15 protein-coding genes are annotated in these 16177 nt (G+C 69.7%); 10 read left to right on the top strand and 5 right to left on the bottom strand.

From position 1 onward, the window contains the following. Positions 1–207: 207 nt before the first annotated feature. The gene (locus ACGLYG10_RS15055; RefSeq protein WP_139241023.1) at positions 208–2466 is read left to right on the top strand and encodes a protease PrsW; all 2259 of its coding nucleotides are present in this window, start codon (positions 208–210) and stop codon (positions 2464–2466) included. 262 nt (positions 2467–2728) lie between these two features. Continuing rightward, positions 2729–3211 carry a DUF6301 family protein gene (locus ACGLYG10_RS15050; RefSeq protein WP_073333819.1) on the top strand — a complete coding sequence of 161 codons (483 nt, stop codon included), beginning with the start codon at positions 2729–2731 and terminating at the stop codon, positions 3209–3211. A gap of 375 nt (positions 3212–3586) precedes the next feature. Here ACGLYG10_RS15050 and ACGLYG10_RS15045 read toward each other — a convergent pair whose 3' ends face one another. After that, the gene (locus ACGLYG10_RS15045; protein WP_073333816.1) at positions 3587–4348 is read right to left on the bottom strand and encodes an AAA family ATPase; all 762 of its coding nucleotides are present in this window, start codon (positions 4346–4348) and stop codon (positions 3587–3589) included. Here ACGLYG10_RS15045 and ACGLYG10_RS15040 point away from each other — a divergent pair. The 7 genes from ACGLYG10_RS15040 to ACGLYG10_RS15010 all read left to right on the top strand — a co-directional run bounded on the left by ACGLYG10_RS15040 (position 4347) and on the right by ACGLYG10_RS15010 (position 10670). Then, entirely contained in the window at positions 4347–5360 is a 1014-nt protein-coding gene (locus ACGLYG10_RS15040; protein ID WP_073333814.1) for an ABC transporter ATP-binding protein, read from the top strand. The two genes, ACGLYG10_RS15045 and ACGLYG10_RS15040, sit on opposite strands and share 2 nt — an antisense overlap. Further along, positions 5357–6427, top strand: a complete 1071-nt coding sequence (locus ACGLYG10_RS15035) for an ABC transporter permease (protein ID WP_073333811.1) — start codon at positions 5357–5359, stop codon at positions 6425–6427. Before ACGLYG10_RS15040 ends, ACGLYG10_RS15035 begins: the two co-directional genes overlap by 4 nt. A gap of 75 nt (positions 6428–6502) precedes the next feature. Continuing rightward, entirely contained in the window at positions 6503–7606 is a 1104-nt protein-coding gene (locus ACGLYG10_RS15030; protein ID WP_083566039.1) for a sensor histidine kinase, read from the top strand. Next, positions 7603–8259, top strand: a complete 657-nt coding sequence (locus ACGLYG10_RS15025) for a response regulator (protein ID WP_073333808.1) — start codon at positions 7603–7605, stop codon at positions 8257–8259. Before ACGLYG10_RS15030 ends, ACGLYG10_RS15025 begins: the two co-directional genes overlap by 4 nt. A 142-nt stretch (positions 8260–8401) precedes the next feature. Then, positions 8402–9115 carry an ABC transporter ATP-binding protein gene (locus ACGLYG10_RS15020; RefSeq protein ID WP_073333806.1) on the top strand — a complete coding sequence of 238 codons (714 nt, stop codon included), beginning with the start codon at positions 8402–8404 and terminating at the stop codon, positions 9113–9115. Positions 9116–9120: 5 nt separating this feature from the next. Further along, positions 9121–9921, top strand: coding sequence for an ABC transporter permease (locus ACGLYG10_RS15015; RefSeq protein ID WP_073333983.1), 801 nt, complete (start codon positions 9121–9123; stop codon positions 9919–9921). Then, positions 9918–10670, top strand: coding sequence for an ABC transporter (locus ACGLYG10_RS15010; RefSeq protein ID WP_073333803.1), 753 nt, complete (start codon positions 9918–9920; stop codon positions 10668–10670). Before ACGLYG10_RS15015 ends, ACGLYG10_RS15010 begins: the two co-directional genes overlap by 4 nt. A gap of 44 nt (positions 10671–10714) precedes the next feature. On the opposite strand, the gene ACGLYG10_RS15005 is transcribed toward ACGLYG10_RS15010, so the two are convergent. The 4 genes from ACGLYG10_RS15005 to ACGLYG10_RS16445 all read right to left on the bottom strand — a co-directional run bounded on the left by ACGLYG10_RS15005 (position 10715) and on the right by ACGLYG10_RS16445 (position 15770). Further along, the gene (locus ACGLYG10_RS15005; RefSeq protein ID WP_139241022.1) at positions 10715–11221 is read right to left on the bottom strand and encodes a hypothetical protein; all 507 of its coding nucleotides are present in this window, start codon (positions 11219–11221) and stop codon (positions 10715–10717) included. A gap of 145 nt (positions 11222–11366) precedes the next feature. Then, positions 11367–11981, bottom strand: a complete 615-nt coding sequence (gene recR, locus ACGLYG10_RS15000) for a recombination mediator RecR (protein ID WP_073333801.1) — start codon at positions 11979–11981, stop codon at positions 11367–11369. Between the two features lie 2 nt (positions 11982–11983). After that, entirely contained in the window at positions 11984–14995 is a 3012-nt protein-coding gene (locus ACGLYG10_RS14995; RefSeq protein WP_073333798.1) for a DNA polymerase III subunit gamma and tau, read from the bottom strand. Positions 14996–15113: 118 nt separating this feature from the next. Beyond that, positions 15114–15770: a hypothetical protein gene (locus ACGLYG10_RS16445; RefSeq protein ID WP_181574892.1), complete on the bottom strand. Its 657-nt coding sequence runs from the start codon at positions 15768–15770 to the stop codon at positions 15114–15116. 270 nt (positions 15771–16040) lie between these two features. Here ACGLYG10_RS16445 and ACGLYG10_RS17015 point away from each other — a divergent pair. Then, positions 16041–16177: transposase-like zinc-binding domain-containing protein (locus ACGLYG10_RS17015; RefSeq protein WP_432416224.1), on the top strand; the 137-nt coding region annotated here is incomplete at its 3' end.

Below are 16177 nucleotides of genomic sequence, written 5' to 3'. Positions count from 1 at the left end.
TCCGTGGCGCCGTCGGCACCCACATACGGAACGTACGGGAGTGTGCCCGGCACTGGGGCGTGGAGCGCACCTGGTTCTGGGGCGTTAGTTGCTGCGCCCGCGCCTGCACCTGCGTCAGCGCCTGTGCCGGCGCCACCCCCGCTTGGGAGCGGGAGCGCGCCCGGTCCCGGGGCGCGTGCTGCGGCGGGCGGGGGTCGCGTCTTGTCGGTGCTGGATGTGCCGGCGGAGTGGTGGGAGCGGGCGCTTGAGGGCTGGTGGGGCTGGTGGGCGCACCATGCGGGTTTCGCACGCGCGGTGGTGCGGGCTCAGCGAGTGGTCTCCACCGTTGCGCTGGTGCTGGGTGTGATCGCGCTGGCGGTGGTGCCGCGCCTGGCGCTGGGTCTGGTGCCCACGCTGTTCATGACCGGCTGCCTGCTGATCATAGGGCTGGTCTCACGCACCCGCACCATGGGGCTGCGCCCGCTGTTGCTGCTGATGGGCATCAGCGTGCCCTGGTCGGGCCTGGTGGCAGCGGCCACCCGCGCGATCGGTGAGGCGATCGGCTTGTCTACCACCGATGACGGCGCCCGCATCGCACTGGCAGCGTTTGTGGAGGAACCGGGCAAGCTGCTGCCGCTGCTGGCCCTGGCGCTATTGGCACCGGGCCGGATCAGACGACTGGCCGCAGTGGACTGGGCGCTGCTGGGATTCGCGGCCGGGGCGGGCTTCATCATCGCCGAGGACGGCGCCCGCCGCCTGGTGCCCCCGGGCATAATCGCCCAGCTGCTAGGAGAGGACCGCATTCCAGTACTCGCTGAACCCGTGGACGGCAGGCAGGTTCCTGATACATGGGGGCAGTTGGGCCGAGAACCTGCTGGAGCTGGACACCCCGGTGGAGGTGATGACCACCGGGCACCAGATCCCCACCATGGGGGCGGCCATGGGCATCGCCCTGGCCCTTGCCCTATGGCGCACCCGCCGCCCCTGGTTGCGCGCCGCAGCCTGGCTGCCGCCCGTGGCGACGCTGACACGACGGCGATTGTGGATCATGCCTGCTACAACGCCGCCGTCGGCTGGACCGACTGGGCCGACCAGGACACCGCCATCCCCACCTGGATACGCCTGACCTGGCAAGCCCTCGGTCAGGGCCACACCCAAATCCACATCTCCGTCGCCCTGTTCATCACCTGCATGCTGGCCGACGCCCACCGTCGCCACCGCGCCGGCGTGGTCGGCGACGTCGCCATCGAGGCCCCCAAGACGCCCGGTCTAGCCATGGTTGGTGCTCCCGCCCTGCGGGTGCCGGTGCAGGCCCTGGTGTGGCTGGCCGCCTATGCCTGGTCCGACCTGGTCATCGTCTGGACGGCCTACGGGGACCGGTCTCTGCCCCGCCGGTGGCGCATGGCCGAGGGCCGGGCCATGGGCGAGCAGGTGCGCGGGGTGCGCCAGGACACCATGACCGTCACCACCCCCGACACCGAGTCGGCCGCCCGCAACACCTTCCGCATCATCTCCCTCGCCGTAGGCGCCGTAATGCTGACGGCCTGCCTGTGGTACGGAACCCGGCTCGTCCAGGACATCGGCACCTGGCTCCAGCAGCCCGACTGGCCCTACTTCTTCGCCGGCCTGCTGGACGGGCTGGCCAAGTGGTGGGACTCCCTGGGCCTACTCGGGCAGATCCTGGTGACCGCCCTCGCAGTACTCCTGCTCGCGTGGGCGGGCCTGTCCGTGACCGCGGCGCTCGGCGCCGTGGGCGTGGGCACCTGGGCCCTCGCCCACGGCCGGGGCATCGCCACCTTCCTCCAGGACCCTGCCGCCGCAACCCGCTCCTACGCCACCAACGTCACTTGGGAGCAGCTCCTGCTGGACGGCGTGGACTTCGCCCTAACCTTCATACCCGGCTCCGCCCTCGGGCTCGGCACCCGCGCCGCCGCACGCACCACCGCCGAAAGCCTCGCACTCACCCGCGCCGCACGCCGGGAGATCACCGGCCTGACCGAGGTCAACAACCTCTTCGCCCAACGGGACGCCGCCAAGGCCGCCCGCCAGGCCGCCGAAAAACGCCTCAAAGACGCCATACCACCCGGCTACGACATGAGCGCCTTCAGCACCAAAAAACGAGACGACGCTCACACGGTTGGAGGGCGCCGGCTACAGCGACGCCCAAATCAAGACGCTTCGTCATGCCGCCGAGCAAGCTACGAAGGCGCGTTCTACGGAGCGGCGTATTGCCGAGTACATCGGCGAACGGGGCGAGGAGCAGGCACTTGCGCGCCGCGGGTACGACATCCCGGACTCCTTCCACTCCACCGGTCCCGGCACGCCCGGTCCCGGCAGGAACCGTCTGGACGGCATGGGGGTGAAGCCCGACAGCAGCGAGATCGTCTTCCCCGAGTACAAGGGCGGCACGGCGACGGTGTCCACCAAACAGGTCCAGACACAGTTCGAGGGCATGACCGCGCAGGCCACCCCGCCATATGTGCGTGACCGCATGCTCACCGATCCCCGCGTGGCCCAGTACTTCCACGACCACCCCAAGTCTGGCAGTCCGTCAAGGACGGACGCACAAGGCTCCTGATCGAGGTGTACTCAACCCCCGCGGTCGGCTACGCCGAGGTCAGCGGCACTACGCCCTTCACTCTCACGCCCCAGGCCATTCAGGCCAGGGAGGAGGCCATGGCCGCGCTATAGAATCGATACCAACAAGCCCGAACACGCAGCACCCAAACCAGCCAGCAAGGACACCGACATGACCGAGATCAAAATACTTCCTGTCGAGCGCGCCATCGAGTGGATTCGTGCCTGGGCCGAGCTCGACTGGCCCATCACCTGGGAGACCGCCTGCGCCGTACGCGACAAACTCGGCTGGACACCCAACCCCGAAGACCCCGAACTATTCACCACCGAACTGACCGTCAACCAAGACGGAGGGTACCTGATACGATTGGACGGCCGATGCAGCGAGGTGTCGATACCCCTTTGTTCCCGTAACCCGCGGGCCAAGCGAAACACTCCTTGGACGACTTCCCTGTGGCGGACATACGATGCCATCGCCGACGCACTCACGCAGCTGTACGGACCCGGCGAACAAACCGGTAACCGAACCGACGTCCTCCAGACCGACTGGATACTCAACAACCAAGTCACCGTATGCCTCGTCGCCTCGAACAAGTCCATGAGCGTCGGGCTGGACTCGCCCGAAATCACCGAGATTGATCAATGGGAGTCGTAGTACATTGAGAAATACGGTGAGGACTATGTCGACGACTGAACCCGACACCTCACTCGGAGGCGCCACCGCCGGCGTCGACCCGAAGCACCACGCGGACGCGCCGCCGTCACACGGCATGCGCATCCTTCCGGTCGAGCGCGCCATGGATTCGTGCCTGGGCCGTTCAATCCACGCCACAAGACTTGCATTGTCACAAACGGTGACAAACGAGCCCGAGTCGCCGGCTCACGACTCACGAAACGTTGGAATCATGCGGTTGCAAAAACCAATCCGGGCACCGAGTCCGGCGTTTGTCACCATTTCGGACACCGCTGGCCCCCGAACGTCCTGCTCTCAGCCCTCCTCGTCGACCCGAGCGCCCGATGGCGCGCCCTACTACATCTGCCGGTGAGCCTGACATCCTGCCGCGCTCCATCTCGCGGTCCACGGCACAGCCGGAGAGACCTCCCGACCCGTGATGACAGGCAGGTCGTCAAGGTCATCGGCCTGCGTCACGGTCACCGGATCGTCGTTGGCGCGGTCGAGCCCGAAGTAGCGGATGTCCGCGTCCTCATCCTCGTCGAGCATCTGGAGCTCGCGCAGGAGGAAGAGGCTGTGCGTGGCGAGGAAGACCTGGACACCGCGGCGGGCGAGCCCGGCGATGAGCGGGGCGAGAAGCCGGATGGAAGCGGGGTTGAGATTCGCCTCGGGCTCATCCCAGAACAGGTACCCCTGATCTTTAAGAACCCCGTTGGCGAGGAGCACCTGGATCATGCCGAGCTTGCGGTGCCCCTCGGAGACCAGCGGCGCGTCAAGTTGAGCACCTGAATCACCCTCGGCGTCGGGACGAAGAACGAAGCGTTCGTCCCTCACCTCGAAGCGTCCGCCGACGATGTCGCCGATGACGTCCTCAATCTCCGTGTCAGAGCGGTCCTTGAGTCGGGGGCGGTAAAGGAGCGTCGCCAGGTCGTTCCAGGTCTCATCAAAGGGGAGCTCGTAGGTGGCGAAGAGCGAGCGCAGACCGTGAGCGACCGAGAGGATCTCATGTGCGGGAATGAAGACGGAAAAGGCCTGAGCACGAATCCGCCGAGCGGCGCCGGGAACCGGCCCGCAACCTTCCCGGTCGCCCGGCGATTCAATTGTTACATTAGCGCCCATGAGTATTGAGGCGAGCGAGGTCACACGCTTCTTCGGGTCGGCGCCGGCCGTGCAGCGGCTGAGCCTGTCCGCGCCCGCCGGCGCCATCACCGGCCTGGTGGGCCCCAACGGGGCGGGCAAGACCACCCTGCTGCTCATGCTGGCGGCACTGCTGCGCCCTGATACGGGCACGATCAAGGTGGCGGGCCTAGACCCGGTCACCCAGCCGCGTCAGGTGCACCAGGCGGTGGGTTGGATGCCGGATGCCTTCGGCACCTGGGACTCGCTGACCTGCACGGAGATCCTGCTGACCTTCGCCGCCGCCCAGGGACTCGACGACGTGACCGCCCGCGAGCGCGCCGCCGACATGCTCGCCCTCGTGCATCTGGAAGACATGGCACGCACCCCGGCGCGCGTGCTGTCGCGTGGGCAGAAGCAGCGCCTGGGCCTGGCGCGAGCGCTCGTTCATTCCCCGCAGGTGCTGCTGCTCGACGAGCCCGCGGCCGGCATGGACCCCCGCTCACGCGCCGATCTGCGCGGCATTCTGCGGAACCTGGCCGACCAGGGGGCGACGGTGCTGATCTCCAGCCACGTGCTCGGCGAGCTGGAGGAGATGGTCGACGGCGTCATCTTCATGTCCCGTGGGCGCGCAGTTGTGCCGCCTGGCACCAACTCCGCCGACGCCGTCGCGACGGCCTCTAACCAGGATGCAGGAGCTTCTGGTGCGGAGTCCGGGACCGGGACTGCGGCGTCGGCCGGCGGCGCGGTGCCGGTGCGTCCGACGCCGCTGCGCACGACCTGGCGGATGCGGGCCCTGGACTCCGGGCGCCTGGCCGCGTGGGCGCGCGCGGGGACGCCGCCGGGCGCCGTCGTCGACCCCGACGGTTCAGTGCATTTGGAGGTGGCCGACGACGCCGCGGCGGCACGCATTCTGCGGCAGGCAGTTGAGGACGGGGTCGAGGTGGTGTCCTTCGCTCCGGTGACCGGTGCGCTGGAGGCGGCGTATCTCGCAATGGAGGAGGAGCGCGCATGAGCCGACAGGGCATACGCACCGTGATGGTGCTGGAGTTGCGGCAGCGAGTGCGGTCGACCCGCTGGTGGGTAATGCTGCTGGTGTGGGCGCTGGTGCTCGTGGTGCTGTTCGTGGGTATGACGGGGCTGGCCGTCTCCGCGGGCGCGGAGCGCGAGGAGTTCGCACCGGTCCTGTATGACATGGTGCTGTGCTTCGTGCTTGGGATCGGGTTGATCGTGGCACCCACGCTGTCGGCCACCTCCATCAACGGGGACCGCGCCGACGCGACCCTGGCGCTGTTACAGGCCACGGCGCTGCGCAGCCGGGAGATCGCCGTCGGGAAGCTGTTGGCGGCGTGGCTGGCGGCCATGGCCTTCCTGGCGGTGGCGCTGCCATTCCTGCTGATACTGGCGGCGGTGGGCGGGGCGAACCTGCCGACGCTGCTGGGGCATCTCCTGCTGCTGGTGGTGACGCTGGGGTCGGTTTGCGGCATCGGCCTGGGCTTCTCCGCGTTGACGGCGCGCACCTCGGCATCCGCCGTGCTGACTTACCTGGTGGTGGCGGCACTGACGGTCGGCACCCCCATGGCCACCGTGCTTGTTGCTCCCATGGTGCAGGAGCAGCAGGAATCAATCACCTACAGCATCGACTATGACGCCTCCACGGATGACCAACTGGTGTGCCGCGAAGACCCCTACAGGTATCACAACACGGTCACTCACACCGAGCGGATCTGGTGGCTGCTCATCCCCAATCCCTTTGTGGCACTGGGAGATGTTTCGACCCGCGCGCCGCTGAGCCACTACAACTCTGATAACTTCCTGGAGGGGCTCGGCCGAGCAATCGACACGATGCGCGACCCGCAGTCCTCAGAACCAACGGTCCATAACCCCTGCGCCGAGCAGGCCGATGACAGCGACGACGACGTCTACGAGAGCTCGCGGGACGAGTCCGGCGCCGGACACGTGGCATTCTGGCCCGCTAGCGCGGCGCTGCTGTTGTTGCTCGGCGCGGGCGGGGCCTGGGTTGCGGCCCGCCGCCTGCGGGTCCCGGCGGGTCCGCTCCCCCGCGGCATCCGCCTGGCGTGAGTCACACGCAAGGACGTGGCGGCCGCGCATTTCGGCCGGATGTCCCTCGCCGTGAGTACCGGTATGTTGCGCGACATGGACGCGAGAACGATCTGGCATACGCCGTCGCTCCCGTTCGTTGTTGATACGGGGGCGGCGGCCGTCGTGATCGGGCTGTTCTGGGCCCCGGCACCGGGCGCCCCCGACCGTCCGGCGTCTTGGCCGCTCGGCGTTCTGCTCGCAGCGCTTGTCGCCGCGGCGATGCTGCTGCGCTGGCGCCTGCCCCTCGCCGCGCCGGCAGCCGCATTCATCACCACCGCGGTCGGCTGGCACCTGGGACTGGCCACCGATCCGATGCTCGCCGCGGCGTGGTGCCTGTACCCGCTGGCGGTCAGGTACGGCTCCCGGACGCGCGCCTTCCGCCTCGCGGCCGTCATCGTGCTGATTCTGTTGGCGGCTCTCTTCGGCACCCCGGCCGCGGATTCAATGACACAACGCATCGTGGCCTCCGGCCTTGCCGTCGGCGTCTCTTGGCTGCTCGGCTGCGCGGAGTCCCGCAGGCTCGCTTCCGCGGGCGAGGCGGCCCGACAACGCGCCCAGGCGCTGCGCGCCCAACAACAAGTGGCGATCGCCCGGGAGGTTCACGACGTCGTCGGGCATGCGCTCAGCGTCATTCGGGCGGAGGCCGACGTCGCCCGCAGCACCTCCACAACACAGGACGAGCTGCGAGTGAGCCTGACGGACATTGAGGAGCGCGCACGCGCCGCCCTGGAGGAGGTCCAGCAGCTGGTGCGCACCCTGCGTGCCGATGACCCGGCCCGCTCCACTGCACCGTCACTCCAGGAGTTGGTGACGGCGGCGCGGGTGAGCGGCCTCGACGTCACCTCCGAGCTCGACCTGCCGACGCTTGCGCCGGAGCTCGAGGAGGTCGTCTCCCGTGTGGTACAGGAGGCGCTCAGCAACGTCGTGCGGCACTCCGGAGCATCGGCCTGCACGGTCGCCGTCGGGATCGACGGCGGAGCCCTCGCCGTCCGCGTCGACGACGACGGCACCGGCATATCCGCCCGCCAGGCTCCCGGCTCCGGCTTGGCGGGCATGCGTGAGCGGGTTGATTCGGTCGGCGGCGCCCTGACCGTGTCTCCCCTGGCCCACGGCGGCACACGGGTGCTGGCGCGGATACCGTTGCGGGAGGCGCCATGAACACCTCCATTACCGTGTTTCTCGCCGACGACGATGCCGACTTCCGCCGCGTCTATCGGCGCCTGTTCGACGCCGCCGAAGGATTTCGCGTCGTGGGCGAGGCGGAAACCGTCCCGGAGACGATCCGGAAGATCACCACGCTGCGCCCGGACGTGTCGCTCATAGATGTGCAGATGCCCGGTGGAAACGGGATCGACGTGCTGCGCGGCACAGGCGAGTCGGACACGCGAGTCATCATGCTGACGGCCTTTGACCTGGACGAGTACGTGGCCGACGCTCTCAAGCAGGGCGCGGCGGGCTTCCTGCTGAAGAACGCCTCCTCCTCCGAGGTTCTCAGCGCGGTGCGGGCCGTGCATGCCGGGCACGCGTCCCTGGCCCCGGAGGTGACCGCACGGTTGATGGGACAGTTCGAGCGGCGGCCGTCCCACTCGCATCATCCATTCGCCGATGTACGCCTGAGCGGGCGGGAGCTCCAGGTGATCCGCCTGGTGGCCCAGGGACGTTCCAATCGGCAGATCGCGGAGGAGCTCTTCCTGGCCCTGCCCACCGTGCGCACCTACCTGAGTCGGCTGTTTACGAAGCTGGACGTCAGCGACCGCACGCAGCTGGCCGTGCTCGCCTACCAGGCGGGGCTGCTGTACGAGTCACGCTGACCCACCTGCTTTCGCGCCCGCCCGAGGGTGGACCGGCGCCGGCAAATGTCGACATCCGTACGACGCGGCACCCAGCCCTTCGGTGGAACGGTTGCACCGGCGGCATGAAGTCGCCGCAATCGCCCGGAAGGGGTTTCACCGCATGATTGAGATCGTCAACGTGACCAAGAAGTACGGGGGCAAGACCGCAGTCGCTCGGGTCGGCTTCACCGCGAAGCCCGGCCGGGTGACCGGCTTTCTCGGACCGAATGGGGCCGGCAAGTCCACAACGCTGCGCATCCTGCTCGGCCTGGACCGCCCCACCTCCGGCACCGCGCTTATAGACGGGCGCCCGTACACGGCCCTGAAACAGCCACTGCGCACGGTCGGTGCGATGCTCGACGGCGCCTCCGCCGTCCCTGAACGCCGCGGCATCGACCACCTGCGCTGGATCGCCCAGTCCAACCGGATACCCGCCCGCCGCGTGGGTGAGGTACTTGAACAGGTCGGGCTGGCCGACGCCGCTACAACGCGAGTACGCAAGTACTCGCTCGGCATGCGCCAACGCCTGGGACTGGCCGCCGCTCTCCTGGGCGAGCCGCGCTTCCTGGTGCTGGACGAGCCGGTGAACGGCCTCGACCCCGAGGGCATTCGTACCATCCGCGCCTTCCTGCGCCGTTACGCCGACGCCGGAAACACCGTGCTGCTGTCCAGTCATCTCATGGGGGAAACCGCTCAAACGGTCGATGACATTGTCATCATCAACCGGGGACGGATCATCGCCGACGGCACCCTGGATGAGATCACCGCGGGCCACACCTCACTTGAGGACGCCTTCTTCGCCCTCACCGACGCTGACCCCGGACAAGGCCGGTGAACCGCATGCTCAGCATCGTCCGCTCGGAACTCACCAAGGCCCTCACCTTGCCCAGCGTCTGGATCATGACGCTGCTCCTAACCGCGGTTCTCCTCCTGTTCCAGTTCCAGTCCTTCACCTTCAACCACGAACTGGTCGCGAACCTACGCGGCGACGGAACCAGCGAGGTGGACGGTCTCTTGGTCGTCGTCGACGCGTCTGTCTTCACCGATTACGTCGCCTACATCTTCAACCCCGCCATCCTGACGCCTCTGCTCGGCGCGGTGATCGCCGGCGCCGAGTTCCGTACCGGCCAGTTCGGCATGAGCGTGCTCGCTGTCCCTGACCGCGGACGCCTGCTGGCAGGAAAGCTCATTGCAGTGGCGCTCCAGGTATTGACCCTCGGCGTGATTTGGATCGGTGCGGCCAAGGCGTTGCTCCACCTGGCGGTCCGTGACTCCGATGCACTTGCGGGCGGCGTGTGGTCGCCGAGCCTGCCCCTGGCCGACGCCCGCATCCTTCTGTTCATGGTTGCCGCCACTGTGTTCATCTACGCCCTCACCCTGATAGCGCGTAAGACGCTCGTCGGCGTCATTGTCACGGTGCTGCTGATCATGGTGACCATGACGCAGGTACTCGCGTTTGTCTCCCCCGCCGTCGACGCGCTGATGCCCTTCAGCGCGGCACGGAACCTGGTGCTGGCCGACAGCGACGTCGCCGTCCCACTGACCGGCAGCCCTGCCCGGGGTGCGGCCGTGCTGCTCGGTTGGGCGGTGACCGCCTGCGTCGCCGCTGTGGCGGGCGTACTCAGGAGGGACGCCAAATGAACGCGACTAGACCGCTCCCCATCCGCCTTCGCGACATCGTTGCCGGTGAGGTCACCAAACTGGTGACCTCCCCATACACGCTCATCATGGTTATGGTCGCCACCTGCGCGAACCTGGCGTTGGCCGTCGTCGCCGCCTCCGGCGTCGGTTTCTACACCCAGCCCGACCAAACCGAACCGGTGTCCGTCTCCTCCTTCGGCATGGTGATGTTCGCCCCCGTTTACGCCTTCCTTGCGCTTCCCGTTTACGCCGCTGCGAGCGAGTATCGAGGCGAACAGATCCGCATGACGCTCCTGGCGGTACCGAATCGACGAGCCCTAATGGCGGGCAAGACCGCCGGCATGCTGGCCGTCGTCGCCGTCGCCACGGCCATTGCGGTCATACCCGCCAGACTCATCATCGACATCCCCGCCGACTTGGGCGTCAGCGGGGCCCTGCTGGACATCGCCCGCTGGGCCGCGGTCTACCTGCTGATGTCGGCGATCGCCTTCGGTCTGGCCGGGCTACTGCGCTCCGCGATCGCGACCCTCGGAATCCTGATCGCCGTGCCCGTCGTGGTCGGCACCGGCATCCTGCAGTGGCCCCAGGTCCTGCGGCTCCTCCCCGACCAGGCCGCCCTCAGCCTGCTGGGAACCCCCGGCTACGACGTCACCGCGCTGCCGCCCGCAGTCGCCGCGGCCACGCTGGTCATCTGGGCGGGTCTGTGCCTCACGGCCTATGCCCTCGCCCTCTGGCGGCGAGACACCTAGTGCCCGCGCGCCGTCATCCGGCCTCGGCGCCGGGAACAGGCGGTTCACTCCGAGATGTCGTCCTGGCGCACCTCTCGCTCACCGAGGTCCTCGGAGAGCGTGACTCGCACGGCCGACAGCACCGCGATCGCCGGGCAATCGCCGTCCGCCATCTCCGGCAGCACCCCGGTGCTGAGATTAATGGTGACGTCTTGCGGGGTCTCCCGCAGCTCCACGGATACGCCCTCACATGTGGGCGAGCCGCCGACAAAGCTCACCTCCACCGTCGTCGGGTCGATCAGCCTCCACGAGTCCCACTGGATTCGCGACGGCGAAACCAGGTCGTCGCGGGGTGTGAGCAGCTCCCCCTCAGCGCTGGCATCGCTGGAGGGCGCCGGCGTCGCGACGGAGTCCACGGCGGCGCCGCGGGACGCATCGGACCCCACTGAGGGCGTTCCCGAGCCGCCGGACGACGTCGAAGCCGAGCACCCGATCAGAACCGGGATGCCAGTGGCGGCGGCACCGACGATCAGCGTCGCTCTGAGGGCGTTACGTCGTCCGATGGCAGGCATGATTCTCTCCCCTCCCGCGCCCAGGGCCTCTTCGACCTTGAGCCGACAATGGTCATGTTCAGGGTACCGGGCGCTTCGCGATTGCGGATGAGGTAGCCAGGGGAGCTGCGGCCGAATCCGCGCCTCGGCTCAGGCCTGCCGTCGCTCAGCTCTCCTCGTCGATCCGGCGGCGTCCCTCGAAGGCGCGCCCGAGGGTGACCTCGTCCGCGTACTCCAGGTCGCTGCCGACGGGCAGGCCGGAGGCGAGCCGCGAGACGGGCACGTCCATGGTGCGCAGCATGCGTGTCAGGTAGGCGGCGGTCGCCTCGCCGACCACGTCCGGGTCGGTGGCGAGGATGACCTCCTCCACGGAGCCGTCCCCCACCCGGGCGAACAGCTCGCGGATGCGCAGGTCGTCCGGGCCGACCCCGTTGATCGGGTCGATGGCACCGCCGAGCACGTGGTAGAGGCCCCGGTATTCGCGGGTGCGCTCGATGGCGACCACGTCCTTGGGCTCCTCCACCACGCAGATGACCCGCCGGTCGCGGCGCGGGTCACGGCAGATGGCGCACTGCTCCTCCTCGGCGACGTTTCCGCAGGTGACGCAGAAGTGCACGCGGGACTTGACGGCCCGCAGTGCCTCCACCAGCCGCTCGACGCTCTCGGCGTCCGCGGACAGGATGTGGAAGGCGAGCCGCTGGGCGGATTTGGGGCCGATGCCGGGCAGTTCGCCGAACTGGTCGACGAGGTCCTGAAGTGCGCCTTCGTAGGCTGCGGGCAAGGTCAGTGTCCTTCCTGGGTCACGGTGACTTCCTCCAGGACGGTGGCGCCCAGGAGACGTTTGACGACTTCCAGCCCGACGACGCCGGCCTCCTCGGCGTCCTCGTCGTCCTCGCTGGGCAGGTCGTCCTCAAGGGCGGGGTGCGCGGGAGTCGAAGCTCCGCCGTTGTGGTTGCGGGCCCCGCCGCGGGCGGCCGCTCTGGCGGCGGCCTGGGCGGCGGACAGCCGCGATGGCCCGGGCTGTGGACCGAGGTCCTCCGGACCATCGGGGTCGCCGGGCTCCTCGGGCAGGGGCACACCATCGGAGAAGGTCTGAGCCGGGGCGTCCCAGGCGACTGGTGCCAGCCGGTGCGGCCGCGCCGGGTCCGGGTCTACGGCACCCACGGGGTCCGGCGCGGACGGCGTGCTGGGGCTCGAGTCCGGCTCGGGCGAGCCGGGCGACTCCGGCACGGGGGGCACCTCCGGCAGCGGACGCAGCCGGTGGACGGTGGCGAGCGGGGCGGCATCGGGGTCTGCCTCATCCGCGGGTGCGGGCGCCGGGTCCGGGCCGGGCATGGCGGCGGGGACGGCGGCCGCCGCCGAGCCGGCGGAGGCAGGCCCTTCGGGCGTGGACGCGGGGTCCGCGCTGGATACGGCGACGCCGCTGGGTGCGGACACGTCCGCCGCGGCGGGGGCGGGGTCGGCTACCGCCGGGCCGGCCGAACCGGCCGGGCTCGCGCTGCCGGCGGCGCTCGGATCGGCATCCGTGGAGGTGGACAGCTCGCCGTCCACGGGGCCGGCCAGCGGCTGGGCGTGCGGGCTCTCCGGGCCCGCGTCGGCGGGGGCCGCGCCAACAGTGCCATCGGGTTCGTCACCGGCGGGCGTCGGCCGCGCATCGACCGCCGCCGGCGAGACGGGCGATTCGGGACTGGTGGAGGTGATGGGTGCCGGACTTGCGGCGCTTTCGGCGGCGACAGCCGCCTGTTCCCGGGTGGCGTGGCGGGCACCGGGGACGGCGACCTCGCCCCAGCCGTCGTCGCCGACGGGGGCCGACGCAGGAGCGGAGGCCTGTGAAGCGTCGGCATGGTGCGGCGCTCCGGCAGGAGGACGCATGCCGCCGTTGCCGGGTCCCGCCCCGGAGCTGGCGCCGGGGCCTGCGCCGGGGGCGTGTGCCGGTGTGCCCGCGTCGCCGGGGTTGGCGCCCGGGCCGGGTCGCGCACCGAAGCCGCCGTTACCGGTTGGCCTTCCTGGACGACCGCCGCCCGGGCCACCCGGACCGCCGGAACCTCCGCGCGGCCCGCCGGGCCCGCCCTGGGGGCCGGCGAGCACGGCGTGCACCTCAAGGTCGAGGCCGAGCGCCTGGCGGATCGCCTGGGCGAGCACCGGGCCGTGCCCGCCGTTCTCGAAGGCGTTGGCCAGGCCCTGCCCGGTGAAGATCACCTGGAAGACGCCGTCATTGATGCCACCGGGCTGAGAGTTGGGGCCGACCAGCGCCCAGGTGGCCCGCCGCGAGCGTTTGGCCGCATCGAGCACCTCCTCCCAGCGAGCGCGAATCATCTCGGCGTCGGCGGCACTGCCGGACGCCGGAGCGGGGCCGGGCTGGCCCGAGGAGTCCGCCGGGGCCGACGGCGATTCAGGCGGTACGGCGGGACCGGGTTGTGTGGGCGAGTCCGGGCCTCGCTCCGGCACCCCGGGCCGAACGCCGCGCCCGGACATGGAGGCAGGCTCGGCGGCCGGAGCCGCGGCGCGGTTGGCGGTCGGCTCCTGGGAGGCGTTGGGGGCTGCCGGGGTTGGGGCATCCGGCTCCGGCGCTGCCGGGCGCGGCCGGGCCGCTGCCGCCTGCACGGGCCGCGGCGCCGTCGGGGCGGGCACGCCGGCGTTGGCGCGCGCCGGCCGGCCGGTCGGCGGTGCGGGCTGCGACGTCGACGCCACGGGGGCCGCGGGCAGCAGCAGGCGCGCCATGAGCAGCTCCAGCTGCAGCCGGGGAGAGGTGGCCCCGACCATCTGGTCCAGGGCCTGGGCGGTGGCGTCCGCCGCCCGGGACAGGCCGGCCGCGCCAATGGTGCGGGCCTGGCCCTCCATGCGGGAGAGTTCGTCGGCGGGCAGGGAGCCGAGTGCGGGCCCGGCCTCGTTGCCCGCGAGCGCGATCACCAGTAGGTCCCGCAGCCGCTGCAGCAGGTCCTCGACGAAGCGCCGGGGGTCGTGCCCGGAGGTGACCACGCGGTCCACCACCCGGAACACGCCGGCGCCGTCGGCTGCGGCGACCGCGTCCACGCAGGAGTCCAGCAGGGTGGTGTCCGTGTAACCGAGCAGCGCGACGGCGCGCTGGTAGTCGACCTCGCCGTCGACGGCGCCGCCGATCAGCTGGTCCATGACCGACAGGGTGTCGCGCACACTGCCTCCGCCCGCGCGCACCACCAGCGGGAACACGCCCGGGCCGACGTCGATGCGCTCCGCCTGGCACAGGCGCCCCAGGTAGCCCTCCAGGATGTCCGGCGGGACGAGGCGGAAGGGGTAGTGGTGGGTGCGGGAGCGGATGGTGCCGATGACCTTGTCCGGCTCGGTGGTGGCGAAGATGAACTTCACGTGCTCGGGCGGCTCCTCGACCAGTTTCAGCAGGGCGTTGAAGCCCTGCGGGGTGACCATGTGGGCCTCGTCGAGGATGAAGATCTTGTAGCGGTCCCGGGCGGGGGCGAAGGAGGCGCGCTCACGCAGGTCGCGGGCGTCGTCGACGCCGTTGTGGCTGGCGGCGTCGATCTCGACGACGTCGAGCGAGCCCGGCCCGCCGGTGGCCAGGTCCCGGCAGGAGGGGCACTGCCCGCAGGGGGTGTCGGTGGGGAACTGCTCGCAGTTCAGGCAGCGGGCCAGGATGCGGGCGGAGGTGGTCTTGCCGCAGCCGCGCGGGCCGGAGAACAGGTAGGCGTGGGTGACGCGGTCGGCCCGCAAGGCCGCCATGAGCGGAGCGGTCACATGCTCCTGCCCGATGACGTCCTGGAAGGTGTCGGGCCGGTAGCGGCGGTAGAGGGCGGTGGTCACAGTCCGACTCTAAACGGCATGGCCGACACGATGCGACGCCTGACGCATTGCCAATCGCATAACCGCCGGGCGAGAGGGAGAAGGTGCTCCCGCCCGGCGGTTACGCGGGGAGGGGTGATTACTCGGTGCCGAGCTGCGCGGCGAGTTCGTTGCAGAAGGCGGCGAGATCCTCTTTGGAGATGAAGGAGGCCTCTGCCGAGACGACGACCGTTCCGTCGGTGACCTGCAAGTAGCAGGCGAGGCTGGTTCCACCGGGCAGGGTGGTGCCGCACAAGCCGGTGCCCGCGGGAACCGTCTCGTTCAGGCGTTCAACCGACATCTCGTAGTTCATGCCCTCCCTGAATTCGACTCCTATGGCTTTTAAGAGGCTGTCCTCCTCATTGAGCTTGTACCAATCCGCGTCCCCATCCTTTCCGGTGTTGGTGTATTCGCCCAACTTCTCGGGCAGGTCCCGGCCGGACATGGCGGAGATCATCACACCCTCGGGCGCCGGGGTCGCCGTGGTTGCGGAGTCGGCATTGGAGTCGTTCGCAGCATCGGTTTCGGTGTCCTCGGCGCCGGATTCATCGGCGTCCTCGGTCTCGGTTGCCGTCGCGTCCGCATCCTCGGTGGCCGCGACGGTCTCGACGGCTACAGGCTCACTCGCTGCCGTCGACGCGTCAGCACCGGCGTCATCAGAGGAGCCGCAGGCGGTCAGCGTCAACGCGAGGCTTCCGGCGAGCAGCAAAGAGGCGATAGCAGGGACATTGCGGTCGGAGTTCTTTCTCGTAGCCATACCGTTACCATATCGCTGCCGCCCGTCCCCGTCGATGGGTAGCGCGCCCCGAGGCATCCCGGCCATGCGTATGGCGTGGCAAGTGCGCGCCGCCCCGGCCGACGCGGGCACACCGCCGCGAGTCACGGCCTCGACGACAGGAGTTATCGGCGTGAACGTGTTGCTAAAGATCGGGATTTTGGTTGCTGTGGTGCGGGAAAGTCGGGGTGATTATGGCCTGGGAGGTTAACCCGGGGCGGTGGTTGACTTTCGGGGGTAGATGTGCGGGCCGTGAGAACACGGTCCCCACGAGCAAGGCTCTGCCCGATCTGTCAGACCCCTATGAAGAAGCCCGGCCGCACCGCCGCAGGCACCCAACGGTGGAAGTGCACCGCCCCGGTTGGACCGCCCACGCCCCGTTGGACCGC

This window comes from Actinomyces glycerinitolerans (genome assembly GCF_900098745.1).
In the GTDB taxonomy this organism is placed as follows: Bacteria; Actinomycetota; Actinomycetes; order Actinomycetales; family Actinomycetaceae; genus Actinomyces; species Actinomyces glycerinitolerans.
Note: the sequence above shows the minus strand (reverse complement) of the source record. Positions and strands in the feature narration are given on the sequence as shown.